The 22,654-nt window shown below is 63.2% G+C and carries 29 protein-coding genes; 9 read left to right on the top strand and 20 right to left on the bottom strand.

Annotated elements, in window-relative coordinates:
- Nucleotides 1-175 precede the first annotated feature (175 nt).
- Complete coding sequence (gene astD / locus LOZ77_RS00285; RefSeq protein WP_230280318.1) at nucleotides 176-1,585, top strand: succinylglutamate-semialdehyde dehydrogenase; 1,410 nt, start codon at nucleotides 176-178, stop codon at nucleotides 1,583-1,585.
- 67 nt (nucleotides 1,586-1,652) lie between these two features.
- On the opposite strand, the gene LOZ77_RS00280 is transcribed toward astD, so the two are convergent.
- Nucleotides 1,653-2,099 (bottom strand): glycine zipper 2TM domain-containing protein, encoded by a 447-nt coding sequence (locus tag LOZ77_RS00280; protein WP_230280317.1) that lies wholly within the window; start codon nucleotides 2,097-2,099, stop codon nucleotides 1,653-1,655.
- 198 nt (nucleotides 2,100-2,297) lie between these two features.
- Here LOZ77_RS00280 and rarD point away from each other — a divergent pair, with 198 nt between their 5' ends.
- The gene (gene rarD / locus LOZ77_RS00275; protein WP_230280316.1) at nucleotides 2,298-3,221 is read left to right on the top strand and encodes an EamA family transporter RarD; all 924 of its coding nucleotides are present in this window, start codon (nucleotides 2,298-2,300) and stop codon (nucleotides 3,219-3,221) included.
- A 93-nt stretch (nucleotides 3,222-3,314) separates the two neighbouring features.
- Nucleotides 3,315-4,106, top strand: coding sequence for a folate-binding protein YgfZ (locus LOZ77_RS00270; protein WP_230280315.1), 792 nt, complete (start codon nucleotides 3,315-3,317; stop codon nucleotides 4,104-4,106).
- Here the strand turns inward: LOZ77_RS00270 and LOZ77_RS00265 are convergent.
- The 4 genes from LOZ77_RS00265 to rplU all read right to left on the bottom strand — a co-directional run bounded on the left by LOZ77_RS00265 (nucleotide 4,103) and on the right by rplU (nucleotide 6,034).
- A complete protein-coding gene (locus LOZ77_RS00265) occupies nucleotides 4,103-4,687 on the bottom strand; it encodes a TetR/AcrR family transcriptional regulator (RefSeq protein ID WP_230280314.1) in 585 nt (194 codons plus the stop codon). The two genes, LOZ77_RS00270 and LOZ77_RS00265, sit on opposite strands and share 4 nt — an antisense overlap.
- A gap of 111 nt (nucleotides 4,688-4,798) precedes the next feature.
- On the bottom strand, nucleotides 4,799-5,143 hold the full coding sequence (locus tag LOZ77_RS00260; RefSeq protein WP_230280313.1) for a hypothetical protein: 345 nt from the start codon (nucleotides 5,141-5,143) through the stop codon (nucleotides 4,799-4,801).
- Nucleotides 5,144-5,444: 301 nt separating this feature from the next.
- Nucleotides 5,445-5,714, bottom strand: a complete 270-nt coding sequence (gene rpmA, locus LOZ77_RS00255) for a 50S ribosomal protein L27 (protein ID WP_230280312.1) — start codon at nucleotides 5,712-5,714, stop codon at nucleotides 5,445-5,447.
- A 23-nt stretch (nucleotides 5,715-5,737) separates the two neighbouring features.
- Entirely contained in the window at nucleotides 5,738-6,034 is a 297-nt protein-coding gene (rplU, locus tag LOZ77_RS00250) for a 50S ribosomal protein L21 (RefSeq protein WP_230281937.1), read from the bottom strand.
- Nucleotides 6,035-6,299: 265 nt separating this feature from the next.
- Here rplU and LOZ77_RS00245 point away from each other — a divergent pair, with 265 nt between their 5' ends.
- The gene (locus LOZ77_RS00245) at nucleotides 6,300-6,833 is read left to right on the top strand and encodes a hypothetical protein (protein WP_230280311.1); all 534 of its coding nucleotides are present in this window, start codon (nucleotides 6,300-6,302) and stop codon (nucleotides 6,831-6,833) included.
- Between the two features lie 17 nt (nucleotides 6,834-6,850).
- On the opposite strand, the gene LOZ77_RS00240 is transcribed toward LOZ77_RS00245, so the two are convergent.
- From LOZ77_RS00240 to coxB, 15 genes are all read right to left on the bottom strand, one after another.
- On the bottom strand, nucleotides 6,851-7,309 hold the full coding sequence (locus tag LOZ77_RS00240) for a molybdenum cofactor biosynthesis protein MoaE (protein WP_230281936.1): 459 nt from the start codon (nucleotides 7,307-7,309) through the stop codon (nucleotides 6,851-6,853).
- 10 nt (nucleotides 7,310-7,319) lie between these two features.
- A complete protein-coding gene (locus LOZ77_RS00235; protein WP_230280310.1) occupies nucleotides 7,320-7,565 on the bottom strand; it encodes a MoaD/ThiS family protein in 246 nt (81 codons plus the stop codon).
- An 11-nt stretch (nucleotides 7,566-7,576) separates the two neighbouring features.
- The gene (moaA, locus tag LOZ77_RS00230; protein ID WP_230280309.1) at nucleotides 7,577-8,587 is read right to left on the bottom strand and encodes a GTP 3',8-cyclase MoaA; all 1,011 of its coding nucleotides are present in this window, start codon (nucleotides 8,585-8,587) and stop codon (nucleotides 7,577-7,579) included.
- A gap of 40 nt (nucleotides 8,588-8,627) precedes the next feature.
- On the bottom strand, nucleotides 8,628-8,972 hold the full coding sequence (locus LOZ77_RS00225; RefSeq protein ID WP_230280308.1) for a Rossmann fold domain-containing protein: 345 nt from the start codon (nucleotides 8,970-8,972) through the stop codon (nucleotides 8,628-8,630).
- A gap of 8 nt (nucleotides 8,973-8,980) precedes the next feature.
- Nucleotides 8,981-9,352 carry a dihydroneopterin aldolase gene (locus LOZ77_RS00220; RefSeq protein ID WP_230280307.1) on the bottom strand — a complete coding sequence of 124 codons (372 nt, stop codon included), beginning with the start codon at nucleotides 9,350-9,352 and terminating at the stop codon, nucleotides 8,981-8,983.
- Nucleotides 9,353-9,362: 10 nt separating this feature from the next.
- Entirely contained in the window at nucleotides 9,363-10,262 is a 900-nt protein-coding gene (locus LOZ77_RS00215) for a class I SAM-dependent methyltransferase (protein ID WP_230281935.1), read from the bottom strand.
- A gap of 7 nt (nucleotides 10,263-10,269) precedes the next feature.
- Nucleotides 10,270-11,676 carry a threonine synthase gene (thrC, locus tag LOZ77_RS00210; RefSeq protein WP_230280306.1) on the bottom strand — a complete coding sequence of 469 codons (1,407 nt, stop codon included), beginning with the start codon at nucleotides 11,674-11,676 and terminating at the stop codon, nucleotides 10,270-10,272.
- A gap of 57 nt (nucleotides 11,677-11,733) precedes the next feature.
- Nucleotides 11,734-12,315: an SURF1 family protein gene (locus LOZ77_RS00205; protein WP_230280305.1), complete on the bottom strand. Its 582-nt coding sequence runs from the start codon at nucleotides 12,313-12,315 to the stop codon at nucleotides 11,734-11,736.
- Nucleotides 12,312-12,680, bottom strand: coding sequence for a DUF983 domain-containing protein (locus LOZ77_RS00200; RefSeq protein WP_230281934.1), 369 nt, complete (start codon nucleotides 12,678-12,680; stop codon nucleotides 12,312-12,314). Before LOZ77_RS00200 ends, LOZ77_RS00205 begins: the two co-directional genes overlap by 4 nt.
- A 132-nt stretch (nucleotides 12,681-12,812) precedes the next feature.
- A complete protein-coding gene (locus LOZ77_RS00195; RefSeq protein WP_230280304.1) occupies nucleotides 12,813-13,634 on the bottom strand; it encodes a cytochrome c oxidase subunit 3 in 822 nt (273 codons plus the stop codon).
- A gap of 146 nt (nucleotides 13,635-13,780) precedes the next feature.
- Nucleotides 13,781-14,353, bottom strand: coding sequence for a cytochrome c oxidase assembly protein (locus tag LOZ77_RS00190; protein ID WP_230280303.1), 573 nt, complete (start codon nucleotides 14,351-14,353; stop codon nucleotides 13,781-13,783).
- Nucleotides 14,354-14,371: 18 nt separating this feature from the next.
- Nucleotides 14,372-14,518: a hypothetical protein gene (locus tag LOZ77_RS00185; RefSeq protein ID WP_230280302.1), complete on the bottom strand. Its 147-nt coding sequence runs from the start codon at nucleotides 14,516-14,518 to the stop codon at nucleotides 14,372-14,374.
- The gene (locus tag LOZ77_RS00180; protein ID WP_230280301.1) at nucleotides 14,515-15,456 is read right to left on the bottom strand and encodes a heme o synthase; all 942 of its coding nucleotides are present in this window, start codon (nucleotides 15,454-15,456) and stop codon (nucleotides 14,515-14,517) included. The genes LOZ77_RS00185 and LOZ77_RS00180 overlap by 4 nt, the downstream gene beginning before the upstream one ends.
- Before the next feature lie 140 nt (nucleotides 15,457-15,596).
- A complete protein-coding gene (ctaD, locus tag LOZ77_RS00175) occupies nucleotides 15,597-17,291 on the bottom strand; it encodes a cytochrome c oxidase subunit I (RefSeq protein WP_230280300.1) in 1,695 nt (564 codons plus the stop codon).
- A gap of 28 nt (nucleotides 17,292-17,319) precedes the next feature.
- Nucleotides 17,320-18,294: a cytochrome c oxidase subunit II gene (gene coxB, locus LOZ77_RS00170; RefSeq protein WP_230281933.1), complete on the bottom strand. Its 975-nt coding sequence runs from the start codon at nucleotides 18,292-18,294 to the stop codon at nucleotides 17,320-17,322.
- Nucleotides 18,295-18,654: 360 nt separating this feature from the next.
- Between coxB and pyrE the strand changes: the two genes are divergently transcribed.
- From pyrE to LOZ77_RS00145, 5 genes are all read left to right on the top strand, one after another.
- Nucleotides 18,655-19,239 carry an orotate phosphoribosyltransferase gene (pyrE, locus tag LOZ77_RS00165; protein ID WP_230280299.1) on the top strand — a complete coding sequence of 195 codons (585 nt, stop codon included), beginning with the start codon at nucleotides 18,655-18,657 and terminating at the stop codon, nucleotides 19,237-19,239.
- 14 nt (nucleotides 19,240-19,253) lie between these two features.
- Nucleotides 19,254-19,985 (top strand): pyridoxine 5'-phosphate synthase, encoded by a 732-nt coding sequence (locus LOZ77_RS00160; RefSeq protein WP_230280298.1) that lies wholly within the window; start codon nucleotides 19,254-19,256, stop codon nucleotides 19,983-19,985.
- A 166-nt stretch (nucleotides 19,986-20,151) separates the two neighbouring features.
- A complete protein-coding gene (gene acpS, locus LOZ77_RS00155) occupies nucleotides 20,152-20,562 on the top strand; it encodes a holo-ACP synthase (RefSeq protein ID WP_230280297.1) in 411 nt (136 codons plus the stop codon).
- A 13-nt stretch (nucleotides 20,563-20,575) separates the two neighbouring features.
- Entirely contained in the window at nucleotides 20,576-21,508 is a 933-nt protein-coding gene (lepB, locus tag LOZ77_RS00150; protein ID WP_230280296.1) for a signal peptidase I, read from the top strand.
- A 32-nt stretch (nucleotides 21,509-21,540) separates the two neighbouring features.
- Nucleotides 21,541-22,632 carry an AI-2E family transporter gene (locus LOZ77_RS00145; protein ID WP_230280295.1) on the top strand — a complete coding sequence of 364 codons (1,092 nt, stop codon included), beginning with the start codon at nucleotides 21,541-21,543 and terminating at the stop codon, nucleotides 22,630-22,632.
- The last annotated feature ends 22 nt before the right edge of the window (nucleotides 22,633-22,654 follow it).

Below are 22,654 nucleotides of genomic sequence, written 5' to 3'. Positions count from 1 at the left end.
GCCACGCGAGTGCTTGCCGAAAGGCCCGGTGAGAGGCTTGGCAAAACGGTCAAAGGCCCCATATCTGCCGAACCCAAAACCCGTTTCGATCGAAACTACGCTGCTCTGGTCAGCGCCTCGGCAATGGGTTAGAGCTTGCGCCGCATATCCCCGGCACGCATTCGACGGAGCCAACTTGACCACCGAACTGACCTCGATCGAACCCGCCAGCGGCGAGATTTTCTGGCACGGCGAACCGGGCGATCGCAATCTCGTCCTCGATCGTTCGCGCACTGCATTCCTGTCGTGGTCGGCAGAGCCGATGTCGCGCCGGATCGAATTGCTGCAACGTTTCGCCAATCAGGTTCGCGCCGATGCCGACAGCCTTGCAAAGCTGATCGCGCGCGAAACCGGCAAGCCGCTGTGGGAAGCCGAAACCGAAGTGCAGGCGGTGATCGGCAAGGTCGATATCTCTATCGCCGCGCAGGCCGAACGTGCGGGCAATCGCGCCAGCGAAGGGGCGATGGGCGCGAAAAGCGCGCTGCGTCACAAGCCGCATGGCGTGATGGCCGTACTGGGCCCGTATAATTTCCCCGCCCATCTGCCCAATGGCCATATCGTTCCGGCCCTGCTGGCGGGCAATACGGTCGTGTTCAAGCCGTCGGAAAAGACACCGGCGGTGGGGGAACGGCTCGTCAGCTATTTCCAGGCAGCGGGCTTTCCCGAAAACGTGGTCCAACTGCTGCTGGGCGGACCGGAGGAAGGCCGCGCGCTGACAGCCGATCCGCGCATCGACGGCGTCTTATTTACCGGATCGTCGCATACCGGCGTCGCCATCCGCAAGGCGCTGGCCGAACGGCCGGGCGTCATCACCGCACTGGAAATGGGCGGCAACAACCCGCTGATCGTGTGGGATACGCCGCTGCTGCAGGATGCGGCGGCGACCATCGTGCAATCGGCCTTTACCACTGCAGGACAGCGCTGCACCGCCGCACGACGCCTGATCGTGCGCGATACGATGTACGAACCGGTGATGGAGGCGCTGACCAAGCTGGTCGACCGCATCATCGTGGGCGCTCCGTTTGACCAGCCTGCCCCCTTCATGGGACCGGTGATCGACAATGTTGCCGCCGATATCGTCGAACGCGGCTTTAACGGCATCGTGTCGCGCGGCGGCCGGGTGATCCGTCCGGTCGAGCGTTTGAAGGAAGGCCTGCCCTTCCTCACCCCTGGCATTGTCGACGTTACCGATATGAACGGCAGGCGCGACGAGGAACTGTTTGGCCCGTTGCTGCAGGTGATCCGCGTGTCGAATTTCAAGGCTGCACTCGCCGAAGCGAACAACACCAGTTACGGCTTGTCCGCATCGCTGCTGGGCGGCACGCCCGAACTGTACAACCGGTTCTGGCGCGAGATCAGGGCGGGCATCGTGAACTGGAACCGGCCGACCAATGGCGCATCGTCGAACGCGCCCTTTGGCGGGGTGGGCCTATCGGGCAACCACCGACCGGGCGCCTATTACGCGGTGGATTACTGCAACTATCCCGTCGCCTCGGCCGAGATTGACCAGCCGCGGGCGATGATCGGAGTCGGGCTTCACCAGTAAGTCGCCAGAACGGCCAAGGCCGCACCCCGACATGCGGGACGCGGCCTCCTCTCAATCAGGTTAACGATTAGCGGCAGCGGGCATCGCTCTTGTCGATGGCGCGGCCCAGCAGGGCACCGCCCGCCGCACCAAGGATCGCGCCCAGCGTCTTGTCCTTGGCAATTTCATGGCCGGCAAGACCGCCCACCGCACCGCCGATCAACAGACCGGTCGTGCCGTTTTCCTTCTTGCAGTAATAGCGGCCGTCATTCCCGCGCCAGACGCGGCTGTCGCGGCGCAGACGCTCGTCGCGGCGGTCATACCGGTCGTATCGATCATAGCGGCCATAACGATCGCGGTTCTTGTAACGACGGTCGAGGTCGGCGTTCAGATCGCTGACTGTCATGATCTGCGAGGTTTGCGCCTGCGGGGCCTGTACGGGGAAAGCCGCTGCCTGTGCCGCAGGTGCCGAAAGGGCCATGGCGGGAACGGCAGCCGCAAGGGCGATCGTGCGAAGCTTCAGAAACTGGGCCATTATCATTCTCCTTCAATTCCGGTCCGCGTCGGTTGGATGCCTCGGCGGTGTGAGTTCAGAATTAGGCTTGTGAAAATGAACACTTGCAGAATGGCCCGTTTATTTTCAGAAAGAATGCCACTTTTCTGAACGGCTTGTCGCAGATTGCAAACGTTTGGGCTTTGCATCGCGTCCGGCCCGCTCTAGGCGCGCGGAATCATGAGCAGCCCTTCGCCCGTTCCGACCACCGAGAGCCCTGCCCCGCGCGGCCTTCCATTTGCCCTCGGCGCTTATACGCTGTGGGGTTTCCTGCCGCTCTATCTGGTGCTGCTGAACGCAGTGAACCCGTTTGCGCTGGTTGGCTGGCGGACGCTTTGGACCATTCCCGTCTGCGCCGTCGCCATCGCGCTGCGCGGGCAGATCGCCGAGGTGAAGGCCGCGCTGACCAATCCGCGCATTCTGGGCGTGCTGCTACTGTCCAGCCTGCTGATCAGCACCAACTGGATCGTCTATATCATCGCCGTGCAGCGCGGTGCATTCTATGCAGCCAGCCTCGGCTATTACATCAACCCGCTGGTCAATGTGCTGCTGGGGACGATTTTCCTGAAAGAGCGGCTGACGCGCATGCAATGGCTGGCGGTCGGCGTGGCCGGCATCGGCGTTGCCATTCTGGCGGCAAAGGCGCTCGATACGCTATATATCAGCCTGATGCTGGCGCTGACATTTGCCACCTATGGCCTGCTGCGCAAGCGCGTGCCGGTTGGCGCATTGCCGGGATTGACGGTAGAAGTGCTGATCCTTGCCGTTCCGGCAGTCGGCGTTATCGCGCTGGCACCCGCCGCGACGAATGGCGTGGGCGGCGATCTGGCGGGCCATGCCCTGTTGTTCGGTGCAGGGCTGTGGACGGCGATCCCGCTGCTGCTGTTTGCGACGGCGGCGCGGCGGATGGATTACTCCACGCTCGGCTTCGTGCAGTTTCTGGCCCCGACGATCGTCTTTTTGCTGGGGCTGACGGTTCTGGGCGAAAAGCTCGATCCCGTCAGGCTGGTGTGTTTCGTCATCATCTGGACGGCCATCGCCATTTTCTGCGCAGACCTGCTGCTGCGCACACGCGCCCGACGCCGCGCCCAGCTGCCTGCCTGACAGGAAATCGCGCACAAACGCTTATCTTTGCGCGGGTCGTCCCTACATCGGTCAGACACGCATTGCGCCGGACCGGCAAAAGGACAGCAGCCCATGACCGACACGCCCTCTCGCCACGATATCACCCGCCTGAACGATCGCGCGATCATCCGGCTGACGGGTGAAGGCGATGGTGGGGGTGAAAATGTCGTCGAGTTTCTCCAAGGGCTGGTCACCAGTGATGTCACCGCCGCGCTGCCCGTATGGTCGGCGCTGCTCTCACCACAGGGCAAGGTGCTGTTCGACTTTTTCGTCTGGCCCAGTGGCGACGATTTACTGATCGAATGCGAACGCGATCACGCGGACGAGCTGGTCCGCAAACTCTCGCTCTATCGCCTGCGCCGCAAGATCGCGATTGCCGTCGATCCCGCGGTCGAAGTGCATTGGAACAGCCATCGCGGCGACGGCGGGGCCGACGATCCACGTCTTGCCGCGCTGGGTCAGCGCTGGCTGTTACCGACAGAGCAATCGGACGGCCCCGGCGCCGACGATGCCTATCGCGCGCATCGCCTGTCACTGGGCGTGACCGAAGGGCGCGGCGAGCTGGGTTTCGACCAGACACTCTGGCTGGAATGCAATGCCGCCGAACTGCACGGCGTGAATTTCCGCAAGGGCTGTTACATCGGGCAGGAAAACACCGCCCGCATGAACTGGCGCCAGAAAGTGAACCGCCGCCTGCTGGTGCTGCCCATCGCGCAAAGCGACGAGGCGCGCCGCCGCGTCGCCTATGACGATCTGGGGGTGGCGGTCGACCATGTCCGCGTGGCCGATACCGATCCGGCACTCTGGCCCGGCTGGCTTGTTCTGGACAATGCGGAAGGCACTGAGACGCCCGCGAAGAGTTAAACGCTCTCTCCGCGAGGCAGCATGGCGATCAATTGCCGCGTGGCCAGATCGCGCGCCGATTCGCGCGGCAGGTCTAGCGACTGGGCCAGCGAATCGCCGATAGTCGCATCACCCAGCGCCTGCAGCACGATCACCATCGTTACTTCGCGCACGCGTTGCCAGTCTTCGCCTTCGGGTCCCAGTTCCTCAACCATAGCGTGGATCGTGTCGAAGATCGGGTCCAGCGTATCGCGATTGCCCGATACCATGGTCCAGCTGGCCAGCGCACCGGCCCCTTCGCGCCCGAACGCATCGAAGATCAGGTCGACCAGCTCGCGCGCGCTGCCTTGCCCCGCCCGCCGCTTGGCGACCGCCTTGGCGATAGTCTCGCAGATCGATGTGGCAAGAAAACCCGCCAGCGCCTTTTGCAGGCCCGCCGCGCTGCCGAAATGATGCAGAAGATTGGAATGGGTACGCCCGATCCGCGCCGCCACGGCCTTGAGCGTCAGCGATTGCGGACCCGATTCAATCAGCAGTTCGCGTGCCGCTTCCAGCGCGGCACGCTGGCTGTCTTCCTGGCTTAGTCGTTTTCTTGTTGCCACCGGATTTCAATTGTTAAAGCGCGACCCTTTCCGCTGATACACAAAATTATCAACGGTAACAATTAACTATGCTATAGTTGCGCTTGCGTTTTTCGCTTGCGCCCGTGCAGTTCACGCTGCCTGCAATTCCATTGCCGGAATATGACTCGGGCCCGACGGGTCTGGCATTTGCGCCATAAGCGTGAACATCGCCTCCTCAACCTCATCGAACAGGCCAAGGTGACGGAACGCAGGGGCCAGCCAGATACGCGGCTGCCACCGCCCGCCGCGCGCGACGAAACCGGCGGTTCCGGCAATGCGGTCCTGCCCGATCGACGGCATGGTCACGATTAGCCCATGCGCCAGATCGTTGGGGCGCAGGGGATCGTTCGTGGCGGGAACGCCCGCACGGTCCAGATTGTCGCGGTCTTCGGGCCATGCGGGCCGAAGGAAAAGATTGTCGCTACGGATAAACAAGGTTCCGCTCCCTAATGGCGCGGTCGAGCCACTAGGCCTGCCGCGTTTCAATATGGTGATACCGGCCATGAAAATTTGGCCGTGCTGTCCAGATGCCGTGCCCGGCCATGGGCGTTAACCATCTGTTTTTGATCGGGTTCCCTAAATACGATGACCTGTGGCGGGTACCGCCGACGCCCCTGCCAACCCGCAAAACCGACGCGAAAAAGGGAGACTGGCCGCGTGGCCCTCTCCCTTCATGCCGGTCTGTGCCGGCGGGGCCGTCCGTTTAAAGGGACGGCCTATCGCTAGGATCTATCCCTTACTCGGCGGCTTCCGCCAGCACGTCGACCGACACGAATTTACGGCCAAGCTTGCCATCGTGGAAGCGGACCTTGCCTTCGGTCAGGGCGAACAGCGTGTGGTCCTTGCCCATGCCGACGTTCACGCCGGGGTAAACCTTGGTCCCGCGCTGACGCACGATGATGTTGCCGCCGACCACGTCCTGGCCACCGAATTTCTTGACGCCAAGGCGACGGCCAACCGAATCGCGGCCGTTGCGCGAGGAGCCGCCTGCTTTTTTATGTGCCATGGTTGTGTGCTCCTACTTTGGGTTCAGCCGACCGACACGATACGCAGCAGGGTCATCTGCTGGCGGTGTCCGTTGCGACGGCGATAGTTGTGGCGACGACGCTTTTTGAAAACGATCACCTTTTCCGACTTTGCCTGCGCGATGATCTCGGCCGAAACCTTGACCTTCGAGGCGTCCTTGAGGTCCGAGCCTTCACCTGCGAGCAGGATGTCGCCCAGTTCGATCTTGTCGCCGGCTTCACCCGCCAGCTTCTCGACCGCGATCTTGTCTCCTGCGGCAACGCGATACTGCTTGCCGCCCGTGCGCACGATTGCGAACATGTTCAAACCTGTCTGTTCTGCCGCGAAGCCACGACCCGACGTCAATGCGCCGATGTTGTATCCGTGCCGATCTGCGGACGATTATTCCGGCCCAATGCAATTACAGCGCGCAAAAGCACGGGATGCCGGATTGAGCGGTGCCCGTTACTGGCAATGACTGCCGCTGTCAATTGGAAAGGGGCGTCCGGCGGGCTGCGCCACCCGACCTGTTTCCCCGCTGCCATTTGGCTGGCGGATCGCTTCCAAGCTGCTATCAGGCGCGGTGATGATTGCACAGCGCCTTTTCCTTGTCGCCATTCCCGCATCGCTGATCGTGTCGGCCTGCGCCAGCGATTCGCGCTATCCCTCGCTGGAAAGGCGCGATGTCGAACGGGTGGAGGGCAATGCTTCGCCCGTCGAACCCGATATCGCGACCCCCGCCGCGCCCGCGCCCCTTCCGACAGGTCTGAACGGCCGGATCGCCGAATTGCGCGAACAGGCCAGCGCCTCGCATGCTGTTTTCCTGCGCCGCGCCAGCGCCGCGCGGGCACGCGCCAATGCAGCCAGGGGAGCGGCGCAGGGCAGCACGCGCTGGTCCGATGCCATTGTCGCGATCAGCGATGTCGAATCGGCGCGCAGCGATACAATGTTCGCGCTGGCCGAGCTTGATTCGATGCTGGCCGTGGGCGCAGTGACCGCCGCCGATACGGGCGCGGCACAGGGCTTGCCCGAAATTGCCGCCGCGCGCGAGGAAGTGGCTGCGCTGGTCGCAGAGGAAGACGCCGCGTTGCAGGCGCTGACGGCGCCGATGGGGCAATGAGGCTAATGAGGGGCTGATCAGGCGATATGCGCCCAGCGCGACAGGTCTTCGCGGTCCTGCTCGCGCGGTTCGACCCAGTGCCAGCCCTGCGGCGTCTTCTCGCGCTTCCAGAACCAGCTTTCGGACTTCAGATGGTCCATCAGAAAGTCGCATGCCTCGAACGCATCGCGGCGGTGACGCGCGCCGCATGCGACCAGTACGATGGGATCGCCCGGCACCATCCGCCCCTCGCGGTGGATGACCAGCAGGCCGGTAAGGCGCCAGTGGCGCTCTGCCCGCATGGCCAGTTCCTCCATCCCCGACAGGGTCAGCGGCGCGTAATGGCGCAGTTCCAGCGCCTGTACCGCAGCGGCGCCCCCTTCGGCGCGGACCTTGCCAAGGAAACTGACCACGCCGCCCGCATCCTGACGCGCGGTAAATTGCTGTAATTCATGCGCCGGATCGAAACCCGCATGGGCAAGGCGGACATCGCGGATCATGGGGCACTCAACCGCCGCTGACGGGCGGCAGAAAGGCCAGCTCGTCGCCGCTTTTCGCACTCCATGCGCCCGCGCCCACCAGCGACCCGTTCAGCGCGATACGCACATTGGCGGCAGATATCGCCACCGCAAGGCGCGGTTCGAGCCGTTCGGCAATCTCCGACAGGGTCAGCGGGCGTTCGATGTCGAGCGACAATTCGGGCGCACCCGCCGCATCCTCGAGCTTGCCGAGAAACAGAAGCGTCAGCGACATAGGGACCGGACCTATCCGCCGGTGACCGACATATGGCGGGCCAGTGCCGGTGCCTCACCCGCTTTGCGGATCGCGAAATGATGGCGTTCGGGCTTGATCGCCATCGCCGTATCCAGCGCCTGTGCCACTGCGCCATCGGGATCGGCAGACCGCACGGCGGCGCGCAGGTCGACCTGCTCGCGCCCGCCAAGGCAGGCGTAAAGCTGGCCCGTCGCGGTCAGCCGCACGCGATTGCAGCCGTCGCAGAAATTGCCTGTCAGCGGCGTGATAAAGCCCAGCCTGCCACCCGTTTCCGCCACATTGACATAGCGCGAAGGCCCGCCCGTGCGATGTCCGCTAGGGGTCAGCGTCCAGCGCGCCTCCAGATCGCGGCGCACGGCATCCAGCGGCAGGTAATGGTCGATCCGTTCGCCATCGACCTCGCCCAGCGGCATCACCTCGATCAGGGTCATGTCATGGCCCTGCCCGTGCGCCCATTCGACCATGGCAGGGATCTCCTGCTCGTTCACGTCCTTCAGCGCGACGGTGTTGAGTTTGACCTTTAGCCCCGCATCGCGCGCGGCGTCGATTCCTTGCAACACCGCGTCCAGCCGGTCGCGCCGGGCCAGACGTTCGAATATCGCGCGGTCCAGCGTGTCGAGCGAGACATTCACACGCCGGACGCCCGCTGCCGCCAGATCATCGGCGAAATCGGCCAGCTGCGTGCCATTGGTGGTCAGCGTCAGCTCTTCCAGACCATCCCCGATACGACGTCCCAGGGCGCGCACCAGATCGATCATGTCGCGCCGCACCAGCGGCTCGCCGCCGGTCAGCCGGATCTTGGTGACGCCGCGGTCGATAAAGGCGAGCGCGATGCGATGCGCCTCTTCCAGCGTCAGCACCTCGGCGCGGGGCAGGAACGTCATGCGTTCGGGCATGCAATAGGTGCAGCGCAGATCGCAGCGATCCGTCAGCGACAGCCGCAGATAGGTAATGTGGCGACCGAAGCCATCGACCAGAGGTTTGTGCTGTCCAGTGCTCATCGAATGCATTGTGCCAGAGCGTTCATGCGCCGCCAAGTGTTCAGAGCGGATCACCTGTTCCCGCAAGGAGCAATTGACCGGTCACGCCTTCGTTCGCGTGCAGAAATGCGATTGTCGACGCAATCGCATCATCATCCGGCGTTGCGGATGCGGGGGCCACGCCGTTTACCCGCGCAGGAACCGCCGCGCGGGCCAGCGCGGCGACTGCCTCTTTCCGCCAGCGGTGCGGCTTTTCCGGCGCATATTCGAATTGCAGCACGATGGACCGGCAACCGCGACCCAGCAATTCGACGGCGCGAGGCAGATGATGTTGGTGGAACACCGCCGCGGCGGCCAGCGGATCGGCGCCGCCCAGTTCGACCTGCAAAACCGCCTTGCCGTCCATCGCCGCCGTCACCTGCGATGACGCGTCAGCGTCATGCCGATCTTTTCGTCATGCTCGGCAATGGCCAGCTTCACGATCTTGACCCGCACCCATTTCACCCGCGCATCCTGCACGAACAGGCTATCGCAGATGTGGTCGCCCACCGCCTCGATCAGCTTGAAATGGACACCGGGGGGCAAAGCCTCCGTCGCGGCGAATTTCAGGTCCATGTAATTCTTGCTGGCGTCCAGCGGCGTGTCTGGCTCGAACCTCTCCGGCATGGCCAGTTCGACGGCGATGGAAATGCGCAGCGGCTGCGGCTTGCCGGTTTCTTCCGAATAAATGCCGGTCAGCACGTCCACCACAAGGTCATCGACTTCAAGGATCAGGGAATCGTTCACAGCATGACCCTCAATCATTGGCCCAGCGCGCGAAAATGGCGGTGGGCAGGATTCGGCGCGTCTCGCTGTCGGGGACGGCAGCCTCGCGCACGGCCAGTTCGCCATGTTCGATCCGGCCCGGCAGCGCGGCGAATTGTTCGTCCAGCAGCCCCGCCAGCGAAAGCGAGCTCATCCGCACGGCATAGGCAGTCAGGAACAGAAAGCGCGAATCGGCATCGAGCAACTGGCGGCAATCAGCGATCAGCGGGGCAAGGCTTTCCTCGATCCGCCACGTCTCGTTCTTCGGTCCGCGCCCGAATTTCGGCGGATCGAGGATAATGCCGTCATAGCGTTTTTCGCGCCGCACCTCTCGCGCGGCGAATTTGGCGGCATCGTCCACCAGCCAGCGGACCGGCGCATCGCCCATGCCGCTGGCATCGGCATTGTCGCGCGCCTGCGCCACCGATTTCTTGCTGGCATCGACATGCGCCACCGACCCGCGCCGCGCCAGCGACAGCGAACCCACGCCGGTATAGCCGAACAGGTTCAGCGTCTGCGGGTCGCTCTTCCCCTCCAGCATGCCGTCCATCCAGTCCCACACCGGCGCCATATCGGGAAAGAAGCCCAGATGGCGGAACGGCGTGCACTGGGCGGTGAAATTCACCTCGCGCCATGTCAGCGGCCAGCCATTTTCGGGGACGGGCTTTGTGAATTGCCAGCGCCCGCCGCCATCCTCGTCCGAACCGGGCACGAATTCGCCATGGGCGTCCCAATCGCCGAGCCGCGGCTTCCACATCGCCTGCGGCTCGGGCCGGATAAAGCGATAGGGGCCATATTGCTCGAATTTCCGCCCCTCGCCGCTATCGAGCAGGGCGTAATCCGCCCAGCCCTCGCCGACCAGCAATTGGGGAAGTTCGACCAGTTGCGCCATAGCGGTTTCAGGCAGGGCTTTCGGTGGCATTGGCCGCCACGAACTCGGCGACCGCTTCGTAAGTGCCCGGCAGATCGGTGCAGGCCTCTTCACGATCCATCAGATCGGCAATGCGCGGCGGCAGCACAGGCGACACGCCGATGGCAGCCTCGACCGCGGGGGCGAATTTGGCGGCATCGGCAGTGGCCAGCGTTACGACCGGCACGTCGCGCGGCAGATCGGCCTCCAGCGCGGCGGACAAGCCGATTGCAGTATGCGGGTCGATCACCTTGCCGCAATTGTCATAGGCCCAGCGCATCGCGGCGCGCATCTGGTCAGCATCGGCGCGCGCGCTGGCAAACAGGCTCGCGGCCCCTTCGCGTTGCGCATTGGTCAGTTGCATCGCCTTCGACTCCTCGAACCCGCGCATCTGTTCGGCCAGCGCCACCCCGTCGCGCCCGCCCGCATCGAACAGCAGCCGTTCGAAATTCGACGACACCTGAATGTCCATCGACGGCGCTTCCGTGGGCGTAACGCCATGCGCCGAATAATCGCCGGTCGACAAAGCGCGGTGCAGAATGTCGTTCACATTGGTCGCGACGATCAGTTGCCCGACCGGCAGGCCCATGCGCGCGGCCACATGCCCGGCGAAGACGTCGCCGAAATTACCCGTCGGCACGCTGAAGGCGACCTTGCGATGCGGCGCGCCCAGCTGGATCGCGGCGGCAAAGTAATACACGACCTGCGCCATCAGCCGCGCCCAGTTGATCGAATTCACTGCCGTGATGCGGAAACGACCCGTCATCGCCGTGTCGGCGAACATGCGCTTCACCATGGCCTGCGCATCGTCGAAACTGGCGTTTTCCAGCGCGATATTATGCACATTGGGCGCGATCACGCTGGTCATCTGGCGGCGCTGCACTTCCGACACGCGGCCCTTGGGGTGCAGCATGAAGATATCGATCTTCGCGCGCCCCGCCACCGCGTCGATCGCGGCGCTGCCGGTATCGCCGCTGGTCGCGCCGACGATGGTAAGATGCTGGTCGCTGTCCTTCAGGAATTCCTCGAACAGCAGGCCAAGGAGTTGCAGCGCCACGTCCTTGAACGCCAGGGTCGGCCCGTGAAACAGTTCGAGCAGCCAGTTCCGCTCGTCAAACTGGGTGAGCGGGGTCACGGCCTTGTGGGCGAAACGGCCATAGGCCTGCGTCGTCAGTTCCAGCAGGCGTTCGGGCGCGATGCAGGTGCCGACGAAGGGCTGCATGATTTTTGCGGCGAGCTCCGCATAGGGAAGCCCCGCCATCGCGGCAATGTCATCGGCCGAAAAGCGCGGCCATTCGCGCGGCACGTAAAGCCCGCCGTCGCTGGCAAGGCCCGCGAGCGTGACCGAACGGAATTCGAGCGGCGCTGCGCTGCCACGGGTGCTGATGTAATCCATGAGGCGCGCGGTTAGCCCCGCTGGCGCGTCAAGGCAAGACAGAGCGGGCCAGAGCCCCTATTGCCCCGATTTCCCGCGCATACGCCGCAGCGCCAGAAAATAGATGACGAGCGCGGTGATCGCGAAAAAGAACCACTGAAACGCATAGGCCATATGGTTATCGGGCAGTTCGCGCGGATCGGGCGGGGCATTGGGGGCAAGCCCGGCCAGCGGCGGATCGGCGACCAGCCGTACACCCTCGCCATAACGGGTGATGCGGCCCGTGACATCTCCGCCAGCCCAGTCGACGGGCTGCGGGTTCTGCGTCCAGCCAAGTTGCACCGCAGCCTCATTCCCTTCGGCCGTGCGGCAGCGGGCAATCTGGACCCAGCCCGAAGCATTATCGGCATTGCGGCCCGCAATGGCGTTGCGGCCCGTAACTTCTGCACAGGTGAAGGCGGATCGGCGATAATAGGCCGGTTCGAATTGGTCGGGCGACAACGGCCATGCGACCGGCGTGTCGTCCTGCGCTGCAGCGGCATAGCGGGACAGAAGTGCGTGCTTCCACTGGGCGCGCTGGATCTGCCACACGCCAAGGCCGATCATCACGGCAACGGCACCGAGCACCAGAATGGTCGGAATAAGCGGCAGGCGTTTCATCGATCGTCCGGATCGCGCCCGCCCGCTTCCCGCGCATCGCGGTGGTATTCCACGATCAGCAGCAACCCCTTGGCCACGCGCAATCCGCCCATCACCATGATCGCCGTCAGCGGCACCCACAGGATCACATGCACCCAGAACGGCGGATTGACCGCCAGATCGAGCCAGATCGCCAGACCGGTGATGATGGTGCCGATAATCAGTGTCAGAAAAGCGGCCGGACCATCGCCCACATTGAAACGGGCATAGTCCAGCCCGCAGGAGCCGCATTTCGCGGCAAAGCGGACCCAGCCGGCAGGCAGTCCGCCTTCGAATAAGGTGGTTGCGCCGCAACGCGGGCATTCCCCGCGCACCGCACCGCGCAGTGCGGCACCAACATCGGGGCCTTCGCCGCAATCGGAACGGGTACCGCCCGCGGGTACACCGCGGTCGGGGGACGCATCTTCGCCCCCCTTCTGGTCAAGGCCGGTCAATGTCCGGACCCAGCCATCAGCCTATCAATGGATGGGCGCACCCCAACCGCCCCAGATATAGACGGCGATGAAGAGGAACAACCATACCACGTCGACGAAGTGCCAGTACCACGCTGCCGCTTCGAAACCGAAGTGCTGGCGGGGCGTGAAGTCGCCCTTGTAGGCGCGGATCAGGCAGACGATCAGCATGATGGTGCCGACGATCACGTGGAAGCCGTGGAAGCCCGTTGCCATGTAGAACACCGAGCCATAGGTATTCTCACCAAACGGGAACGGCGCGTGCATATATTCATAGGCCTGAATGGCGCTGAACAGCACGCCCAGAATGACGGTGAGCCACAGGCCCTGTTTCAGCCCTTCGCGGTCGCCGTGGATCAGCGAGTGGTGCGCCCAGGTCACCGTGGTGCCCGAACACAGCAGGATCAGCGTGTTCAGCAGCGGCAGATCGAACGGATCCATCACGGCGTGGATATCTTCGGGCGGCCAGACGCCCCCGACCGATTCGGCCAGAGTGCTGGGGAACAGCGAGAAGTCGAAAAAGGCCCAGAACCAGCCGACAAAGAACATCACTTCCGAAGCGATGAACAGGATCATGCCATAGCGCTGGTGCAACTGTACCACCGGCGTGTGGTCGCCCGCATGCGCCTCCTTGATGATATTGCCGAACCAGCTGAACATCGAGATCAGCAGGCCGATGACACCGGCAATCAGCAGATAGGTGCCGAATGGATAGTCGTGCATGAAGAACGCCAGCCCCGTCGTCATCACCAGCGCCGAAAGCGAGGTGAGGAACGGCCAGGGATCGGTCGGCAGAATGTGATAATCGTGGTTCTTGGTGCCGGCCATTGTCGCGTGTCTTCCCTTACTGATCGCGTAAGAGGGCGGCTGCGCCCTCTAGCAAAACCCAAACCTTTGCGCCGCGCTTTAGCCAGCAGACCCCGTATGGTCCAGAGGCTTTACGCCGCTAATCCCGATAACCTTCGCGTTAGACCCTAGGGCCGCTCGCTTTCGTAAAAGCTGTAGCTGAGTGTTATCTGCTGAATATCCTTGGTATCAGGATCATCCAGTATCGCCGGATCGACGTAATAGATCACCGGCATCTCAACCTGCTGCCCCGGCATTAACGTCTGTTCGGTAAAACAGAAGCACTCGATCTTGTTGAAATACTTACCCGCCTGAACGGGACTGACATTAAAAATAGCAGTGCCAGTCACTTTGCGAGCCGAATTATTGCGCGCCTCGTATTTGGCGAGAGACTTTTCACCAATCAGAACATCGCTGGTCGTTTGCATGGGACGGAACGACCACGGCAGGCCCGCCGTCACATTACCGTCGAATCGCACGGAAATACGCTGACCGGTCGCCTTGATTTCGGAAGCCTGCGCCTCTGTCGCGCGCTGGGTGGTGCCATCGATTCCGGTGACCTGACAAAACAGCCGGTACAACGGCACCGAGGCATATCCCATCCCCAGCATTGCCAATGCGACACCCAGAAAGATCAGGCCCGTACGCGTATTGCGCGAGCCTTGGGTCTGTTCGGCAATGGATGCGAATGTCTGGGCCATGATATCCTCCCCGCGGGATCAGCTTGTCGGGAAACGAACGATGGTGAGCATGAAAAACAGCACCACCAGCCCGCCAAGGAACAGCCCGAGCGCGATGTTCCTGCTCTTTTGACGGGCGCGGATCTGGCGGGTCACCCTTTCGGCGTCGGTCTCGTTATCGGTCACGCGATCACCCCTGCATTGGCCAGCAACCGGTCCGCCACCAGCGCACCGAACAGCGCAAACAGATAGACCACGGAATATGCAAACAGCCGCTTCTCGGGCTTCATCGCATCATCGGGCTGCGCGCGGCGCAGGCCGACCGGAACAGACAGCGCGATGAACAGCGCAGTCAGCGCAGCCGCGCTGACGGCATAGACAATCCCTGCGCCGTCCACAAACCATGGCGCCAGAGCCACGGGCGCAAGCGCGATCGCATAGGCAAGGATCTGGCGGCGGGTCGAAACCTCGCCCGCGACAACCGGCATCATCGGGATGCCGACGCGTGCGTAATCGGTCTTTACGAACAAGGCCAGCGCCCAGAAATGCGGCGGTGTCCACATGAATATGATCGCGAACAGCAGCACCGGCATCAGCGTGATATCGCCCGTCACCGCGACCCAGCCGATCAGCGGCGGAAACGCGCCCGCGCCGCCGCCAACGACGATGTTCTGCGGCGTGCGCGGCTTGAGCCACATCGTATAGACGACCGCGTAATAGACGATCGACACCGCCAGCAGCGCCGCCGCCAGCCAGCCGACGCCAAGCCCCATGACAACGACCGATCCGGCCGACAGCGCGACGGCAAAGTCGCGGGCGTTTTCGCGGTCCATCCTGCCCGCGGGAATCGGGCGCGACGCGGTCCGTTTCATGCCCGCGTCGATATCCGCTTCGTACCATTGGTTGATCGCAGCCGCCCCGCCCGCGCCCAGCGCGATGCAAAGGATGGCAGTGAAACCGATGACCGGATGGATGCTGCCCGGAGCCGCCAACAGGCCGCACAGGCCGGTGAACACCACCAGCGACATCACGCGCGGCTTGGTCAGCGCGACGAAATCGCGCCAGTCCGCAGGCAGGGCCACGCCCTGCTGCATATTGTCATCGGCTTGGATCATGCTTGCCATGATAGTCCAGAATTCCGTTCAAACGAATGAAGCGCGGAAAAATCAGCAAGGGGACGTCGCGGAGCCGCAGCACCATCGACGCCCCCCTGATACTCTTACCCTTGGCTCAAGGCTTTGGGCATTTGCCGTCAGGCGGGCGCTTAGTGCGCGGCGCCTGCCTTGTCGTCGATCACCGGCAGGGTTTCGAACTGGTGGAACGGCGGCGGCGAGGACAGCGTCCACTCCAGCGTGGTCGCACCTTCACCCCAATAGTTACCCTCTGCCTTCTTGCGCACGATGATGGCGTAGAGGATGTTGGCGAAGAAGATTACGATGCTGATCGCCATGATCTCGTAACCGCGGGTCGCCACCATGTTCCACAGCTCGAAAGCCGGGGTGTAGTCGGGGTAACGACGCGGCATGCCGTTCATGCCCAGGAAGTGCATGGGGAAGAACAGCGTGTTCACGCCCACGAAGAAGACGATGAACTGCAGCTTCGACAGAAGCTCGGAGTGCCAGACGCCAAACATCTTCGGGAACCAGTAATACCAGCCCGCGAACATCGCCGTCACCGCACCCAGCGAAAGCACGTAGTGGAAGTGTGCCACCACGTAATAGCTGTCGTGCAGATTGTCGTCGATGCCGCCATTGGCCAGCACCACACCCGTCACACCGCCGACGGTGAACAGGAAGATAAAGCCCAGCGCCCACCACATCGGCGAGGTGAAGCGCAGCGAGCCGCCCCACATCGTCGCGATCCACGAAAAGATTTTCACGCCAGTCGGCACCGCGATCACCATGGTGGCAGCCGTGAAATACATCTTTTCGTTCACCGACAGGCCGACCGTGTACATGTGGTGCGCCCACACGATGAAGCCGACGACGCCGATGGCGACCATGGCATAGGCCATGCCGAGATAGCCGAAGACCGGCTTGCGGCTGAAGGTCGAGATGATCTGCGAAATGATGCCGAAGCCCGGCAGGATCATGATGTACACTTCGGGGTGGCCGAAGAACCAGAACAGGTGCTGGTAAAGGATCGGATCACCGCCACCTGCAGGTGTGAAGAAGGTGGTGTTGAAATTACGATCGGTCAGCAGCATCGTGATGGCGGCAGCCAGCACCGGAAGCGCGAGCAGCAACAGGAAGGCCGTGACCAGCACCGACCACACGAACAGCGGCATCTTGTGCAGGGTCATGCCCGGCGCGCGCATATTGAAGATGGTGGTGATGAAGTTGATCGCACCCATGATCGAGCCCGCACCCGCAAGGTGGAGCGCGAAAATACCGAAGTCCACCGCAGGCCCCGGCGAACCGGTGGTCGAGAGCGGGGCATAAACGGTCCAGCCGGTGCCCGCACCCATGCCGGTGCCACCGGGCATGAACGCGCTCATCATCAGGGAGCAGAAGCCCATGAAGGTCAGCCAGAAGCTGATATTGTTCATGCGCGGGAACGCCATGTCGGGCGCGCCGATCATGATCGGGACGAACCAGTTGGCGAAACCGCCGATCATGGCGGGCATGACCACAAAGAACACCATGATCAGGCCGTGCGCCGTGATCAACACGTTCCAAAGGTGCAACGACCCATCGAAATCGCCGGCTGCACCGCCGAGAAACTCGTGAACCGCACCCAGATACTGGATGCCGGGTTCTGCCAGCTCCATACGCATGATGCCCGAAATGCCGCCGCCGATAATGGCCGCGAAGATCGAGAAGATCAGGTAAAGAGTGCCGATATCCTTGTGGTTCGTCGACATGAACCAGCGCTGGAAGAACGGCGGCTTGTGATCCGCATCATGCGCGTGATGCGCATCCTCGTGGACCGGAAAGCTTTCAGGGGCGGTGGTGGCCATCTTCTTGGTACCCTATCCGTAAAATCTGTCAGGCGGCGGCGGGGGCGGCTTCGCCCTCGCCCTCGGGCGCTTCTTCAGCACCCTCGACTGCCGCATCCTCGGCAGCAGGAGCCGCCTCTGCCTCTTCGCCCAGCGTGCCGCCCGGCTGTTCAAGAACCCATTGTTCGAACTCGTCCTTAGGCAGCGCCTCGACCGCGATGGGCATATAGCCGTGACGCGCACCGCACAGTTCCATGCACTGGCCGTAATAAACGCCCGGTTCCTTGATGAACATCACCTTCTCGTTCAGGCGGCCCGGCACGGCGTCCAGCTTGAACCAGAGCGAGGGGACCGCGAACGAGTGGATCACGTCGGCGCCGATGGTCTGGATGCGGATCGGAACGCCCGCGGGAACGACCATGCGCTTGTCGACCGCCAACTGGGCAGGCTCACCATTCGCAATCGCTTCATCCTCGGGCATCATGTTCGAGATGACCTCGAACCCGCCGTAATCGGGATAGGTATAACCCCAATACCACTGGTAACCGGTCACCTTTACCGTCAGCGCGCCCTCTGGCGCGGTTTCGTACTGATTGGCCAGCAAACGCATCGAAGGTACCGCAATCGCCAGCAGGACCAGCACGGGCAGCAGCGTCCAGATCACTTCGATCAGTGTGTTGTGGCTGGTGCGCGAGGGATTGGGATTCGCCTTGGCGCGATAGCGGGCGACGACCCAGATAAGCAGGAACAGCACCAGCAGCGAAATGATGGTGATGATCGGCATCAGCACCGCATTGTGCATCCATTCGCCGTAATCGCCGATCGGCGAATACTGGTCCTGGAACCCGATGGCGCCCGGGGTGGGCATGCCCTTGCCCTCGGTTGGCTTCATCGGAACATAGCCTGTCGCGGCTTCCACCACGGGGGCTGCGGTTTCGGCGGCGGCGGCCATCGCGGTGCCCGCAGATGCCATCAACGCGGCGCCCGCCAAGGTGACGAATTCGGCTGCGCGGCGGATTCCCATCACTGTCAAGATCGCTTTCCCTGATCCCGTTTCCCACCCGCTGACAAGGCATTCGATGCCCCTGCCAGACGGCGGATAGACTGAACTGAAGCGCGGAACATGCCCCACGCAAATGGCGCAGAAACGCACCATCGACCACGCCCGAAGGGGCGCGGCTTGGGGGGGCCTATACGCGCGCTTGCGGGCTGCCTCAAGCACCTCTAGGGGATATTTTTGATAAAGCTTGCAATCCGCAGCCAGTTCGCCATCTGGCGACCACCCGTTTCGCACCCGTCGCAGGCGCCTTTTTTCCGTCCCTCTATCTAGGGCGGCTTCACCGGACGCCCGCGCCCACCGGCTGCGGCAATTGGACGAGGAAAGATGAACGAAGACGAAGTCCTGTCGGAATTCCGCGCTGCCGGCGCCCTGCTCGAGGGGCATTTCCTGCTCTCTTCGGGTCGCCACAGTGCCCATTATCTGCAATGCGCGCGCGTTTTGATGAACCCCGACCGCGCCGGACGGCTGGCGGTGGCGTTGGCCGCCGCCCTGCCCCGCGACCTGCGCGGCAAGATCGACAAGGTCGTTTCGCCGGCGATGGGCGGCATCATCATCGGCCATGAAATGGGCCGCGCGCTGCAGGTCGACGCGATTTTCGTCGAACGGCCCACCGGCACCTTCGAACTGCGCCGGGGATTCGACATCCAGCCGGGTGAGAAAATCCTGATGGTCGAGGATGTCGTCACCACCGGCCTTTCCAGCCGCGAGGCGATCAAGTCTGTCGAGGAAGCGGGCGGCAAGGTCGTGGGCATTTGCTCGCTGGTCGACCGTTCGGGCGGCGAGGTGGAATTCGACATTCCCTATCACGCGCTCGTCTCGCTCTCTTTCCCGACCTATGCCGAGGACGAAGTGCCTGCCGAACTGGCCGCGATTCCCGCTGAAAAACCCGGCAGCCGCAAAAAGCCCTGATCAGGAGACGGCCAGTGCCCCCTTCCCGCCTTAGACTGGGCGTGAACATCGACCATGTCGCCACCATCCGCAACGCGCGCGGCGGGGATCATCCCGATCCGGTGCGCGCGGCGGAAATCGTGGCGGCAGTGGGCGGCGACGGCATCACTGCCCATCTGCGCGAGGACCGGCGCCATATCCGCGACGGCGATTTGGCGCGCATTCAGTCCGCCACCGGTCTGCCGCTGAACCTGGAAATGGCCGCGACGGACGAGATGCTGGAGATCGCCCTGTCGCACAGCCCGCATGCCGCCTGCATCGTCCCCGAAAAGCGCGAGGAACGCACGACCGAGGGCGGTCTGGACGCAGCGGGACAGCACAACCGGCTGGCGCCCATCGTCGGAAGGCTGGCGGATGCCGGGATTCGCGTATCTTTGTTTATCGAGGCCGAGGAACGCCAGCTTGAGGCAGCGATGCGGCTTGGCGTGCCGGTCGTCGAATTCCACACCGGCGAATATGCCCATGCCAGCGGACCGGAACGCGCGCGCGAGTTGAAGCGTATTGCCGATATGGCAGCGCTTGCCGCGAAAAACGGGATCGAACCGCATGCCGGCCACGGCCTGACCTATGACAATGTGCAACCCATCGCGGCGATTCCCCAATTGGCGGAGCTGAACATCGGGCATTACCTGATCGGAGAGGCGGTTTTCGTGGGTCTGGAAAACGCCGTGCGGAAAATGCGCGACCTGATGGATGAAGCGCGTTGATTTTCAGGGCCCCTCAAACGCCGGGCGCGGGCCATCCGGCCCGCTTGGTTTGGCCTGACGGCCATCTCCGCTTCGATTCGATTCCCTCGCATAAGCTCGGGCGGCCGTTCGGCCTTGCGGGAGACGCTTCGCGCCCCGGGGTTCTTGTCTGCAAGGTGGGTGCCCCATGATCATCGGGATGGGGTCTGACCTCTGCAATATCGAACGTATCCAGAACTCGCTGGACCGGTTCGGTGCGCGATTCGAAATGCGCGTCTTTACCGATATCGAACGCGCCAAGGCAGAACGCCGCCCTTTCACCCGCGCGGGCACCTATGCCAAGAGATTCGCCGCGAAAGAGGCGTTTTCCAAGGCCGTCGGCACCGGCTTCAGGCGCGGCGTGTTCATGAAGGACATCGGCGTCGTCAACGCCCCGTCGGGCGCACCCACTCTGGCGCTGGCGGGCGGCGCGGCGGCTCGTCTGGCGGAGCTGACGCCCGCAGGGCACGAGGCCGTTGTCCACCTGACGCTCACCGACGACCACCCTTGGGCACAGGCCTTCGTCGTGATCGAGGCGCGCCTTTTGACCACCGCATGACGAACACGCCCAAATGAACAGCCCCCGCCCCAACTGGCGCAGCGGCACGCGCCCCGTGCCCGCCAGACAGATCGAGCCTATCGACGGCCCTGCGCGCGAACGCGTGAACTGGCTGAGCGAGGCCGGCGGATTGGTCGTGATGCTGCTGGCCGTGCTGGCGTTCCATTCGCTGGTCGCCAAGCCGTTCTATATTCCCAGCGGTTCGATGATGCCCAACCTGCTGGTGGGCGACCGGCTGATCGTGTCGAAATATCCCTATGGCTGGAGCTGGGTTTCCGCCTCCTTTCACATTTTGCCCCGCTCGACCGCGCGCGTGATGGGTTCGACGCCCGAGTATGGCGATATCGTCATTGTCACCCCGCCCTATGCGAACGAGGACTGGATCAAGCGCGTCGTCGCCCTGCCCGGCGACCGGATCGAAGTGCGGCGCGGCCAGATCGTACTGAACGGCACGCCCGTCCCGCAGGAAGTCGAACCGCCGGTCCAGTTGCGCGCCGACGATTCGCAAATTTGCGACGGCCGCCCCTGCCTCGAAGCCTATGAACGCTTCCGCGTGCGCCTGCCCAGCGGGCGCGAGGTTTTCGAACCGCCGACGTGGCGCGAAACCTTGCCCAATGGTGCCAGCTATCTGGTCATCGATCATCTGAACCAGCCATTGGACACTATGCACGAGATTATCGTGCCCGAAGGCCATGTGTTCCTGATGGGCGACAATCGCGACCATTCCGCCGACAGCCGCGAAATGCGTCCCGGACAGGGTCTGGGCGGGCCGGTGCCACTGGCCGATGTGGGCGGCAGGGCCGAATTCATCACCTTCTCTCTGGATGGCAGCGAATCGTGGAACCCGCTTTCGTGGTGGAGCGGCTTGCGCACCGAGCGCGCATGGAGCAGTTTGCGCCCCGTCATCCGCGCGACCGCCCCGCAAGCGCAGGGAATCGCTGAATAAGGCCGGAACAGATCGCCCATGCAGGACCGCATATGAACGACGCCGACCCCCATCCCCAATCCGCCAGCCCGACCCGCATTTCGGACCCGCAGTTGCGGTTCGAAGCGCATAGGGCGCTGATCTGGGTGTCGATCGTCGTGCTGGTGGGCGTGGCGATCTATATGGCGCAGGCCTTGCTAGTGGTGTTCGGCGGGCTGGTGCTGGCCGCGATCATCGATGGCGGCGCGCGGCTGCTGGGCAGGGTTCTGCCCATCGGGCGCGGCAAGCGCGTCGGCATCGTGCTGCTGTTGGGCGCGGCCTTTATCGTCTGGGTCTTTATCTTCGCGGGCACATCGCTGGCAGAGGAAGCCGCGCAATTCCCCGAGCTGGTCGAGGAACAAGCCATCCGCCTGTTCGCATGGCTGCGCAGCCAGGGGCTGGAAATCCATCCCGACCAGTTCACAGGGCTGGCCCAGCAGGCAATGGGCGGTCTGGGCCAGCTGACCAGCGCGGTCGGCGGGATCATCGGCGGGTTCACGACCGGATTCCTGATCCTGATCCTTGGCATTTACATCGCGCTCGAACCCAATCTCTATGAACGCGGTGTCGCGTGGATGCTGCCCGACAACCGGCGCGAGGCGTTTCTGGAGATGACGGGACAGATGGGCTTTGCCATGCGCCGCCTGATGTTCGGACGACTGGTCGGCATGGTGTTCGAAGGGCTCATCACATGGGCCGCGCTGGCGATCTATGGCGTGCCGATGGCGGCACTGCTGGGATTGCTGACGGGGCTGCTCGCGTTCATTCCCAATATCGGCGCAGTCATTTCGGGCCTGCTGATGGTGCTGGTCGGCTTTTCGGGCGGCACCGACATGGCGCTCTATTGCGTGGGCGTCTATTTCGTGGTGCAGACCTTCGACGGCTATCTCGTCATTCCGCTGATCGCCAAGAAGACGGTCGATCTGGCACCTGCTCTGGTGCTGGCGGGACAGCTGATACTGGGCATATTGTTCGGCATTCTGGGGCTGGCGCTGGCCGATCCGCTGATCGCCATGATCAAGGTGATGCTGGAATATCGTTCGAAACATGGTGCCGCCGATCCGTTCAGCGACGATGCGGCGCAGCAGAGTTTTCAACCGGAATAAAGGCAATTCGGGGGTTGTAAGG

This window comes from Croceicoccus sp. Ery15, from assembly GCF_020985305.1.
Lineage (GTDB): Bacteria > Pseudomonadota > Alphaproteobacteria > Sphingomonadales > Sphingomonadaceae > Croceicoccus.
This window is presented reverse-complemented; position numbering and strand designations above follow the sequence as displayed.

Bases quoted from the DNA above. Each gene is read 5' to 3' on its own strand.
- pyrE (WP_230280299.1), top strand. From the start codon at position 18,655: ATGAACGAAGACGAAGTCCTGTCGGAATTCCGCGCTGCCGGCGCCCTG.
- LOZ77_RS00235 (WP_230280310.1), bottom strand. From the start codon at position 7,565: ATGTCGCTGACGCTTCTGTTTCTCGGCAAGCTCGAGGATGCGGCGGGT.
- LOZ77_RS00190 (WP_230280303.1), bottom strand. From the start codon at position 14,353: ATGGCCCAGACATTCGCATCCATTGCCGAACAGACCCAAGGCTCGCGC.
- rplU (WP_230281937.1), bottom strand. From the start codon at position 6,034: ATGTTCGCAATCGTGCGCACGGGCGGCAAGCAGTATCGCGTTGCCGCA.
- LOZ77_RS00145 (WP_230280295.1), top strand. From the start codon at position 21,541: ATGAACGACGCCGACCCCCATCCCCAATCCGCCAGCCCGACCCGCATT.
- ctaD (WP_230280300.1), bottom strand. From the start codon at position 17,291: ATGGCCACCACCGCCCCTGAAAGCTTTCCGGTCCACGAGGATGCGCAT.
- LOZ77_RS00270 (WP_230280315.1), top strand. From the start codon at position 3,315: ATGACCGACACGCCCTCTCGCCACGATATCACCCGCCTGAACGATCGC.
- LOZ77_RS00245 (WP_230280311.1), top strand. From the start codon at position 6,300: ATGATTGCACAGCGCCTTTTCCTTGTCGCCATTCCCGCATCGCTGATC.
- LOZ77_RS00205 (WP_230280305.1), bottom strand. From the start codon at position 12,315: ATGAAACGCCTGCCGCTTATTCCGACCATTCTGGTGCTCGGTGCCGTT.
- LOZ77_RS00195 (WP_230280304.1), bottom strand. From the start codon at position 13,634: ATGGCCGGCACCAAGAACCACGATTATCACATTCTGCCGACCGATCCC.
- LOZ77_RS00280 (WP_230280317.1), bottom strand. From the start codon at position 2,099: ATGGCCCAGTTTCTGAAGCTTCGCACGATCGCCCTTGCGGCTGCCGTT.
- LOZ77_RS00180 (WP_230280301.1), bottom strand. From the start codon at position 15,456: ATGGCAAGCATGATCCAAGCCGATGACAATATGCAGCAGGGCGTGGCC.
- rpmA (WP_230280312.1), bottom strand. From the start codon at position 5,714: ATGGCACATAAAAAAGCAGGCGGCTCCTCGCGCAACGGCCGCGATTCG.
- LOZ77_RS00215 (WP_230281935.1), bottom strand. From the start codon at position 10,262: ATGGCGCAACTGGTCGAACTTCCCCAATTGCTGGTCGGCGAGGGCTGG.
- moaA (WP_230280309.1), bottom strand. From the start codon at position 8,587: ATGAGCACTGGACAGCACAAACCTCTGGTCGATGGCTTCGGTCGCCAC.
- LOZ77_RS00225 (WP_230280308.1), bottom strand. From the start codon at position 8,972: ATGGACGGCAAGGCGGTTTTGCAGGTCGAACTGGGCGGCGCCGATCCG.
- coxB (WP_230281933.1), bottom strand. From the start codon at position 18,294: ATGGGAATCCGCCGCGCAGCCGAATTCGTCACCTTGGCGGGCGCCGCG.
- thrC (WP_230280306.1), bottom strand. From the start codon at position 11,676: ATGGATTACATCAGCACCCGTGGCAGCGCAGCGCCGCTCGAATTCCGT.
- lepB (WP_230280296.1), top strand. From the start codon at position 20,576: ATGAACAGCCCCCGCCCCAACTGGCGCAGCGGCACGCGCCCCGTGCCC.
- rarD (WP_230280316.1), top strand. From the start codon at position 2,298: ATGAGCAGCCCTTCGCCCGTTCCGACCACCGAGAGCCCTGCCCCGCGC.
- acpS (WP_230280297.1), top strand. From the start codon at position 20,152: ATGATCATCGGGATGGGGTCTGACCTCTGCAATATCGAACGTATCCAG.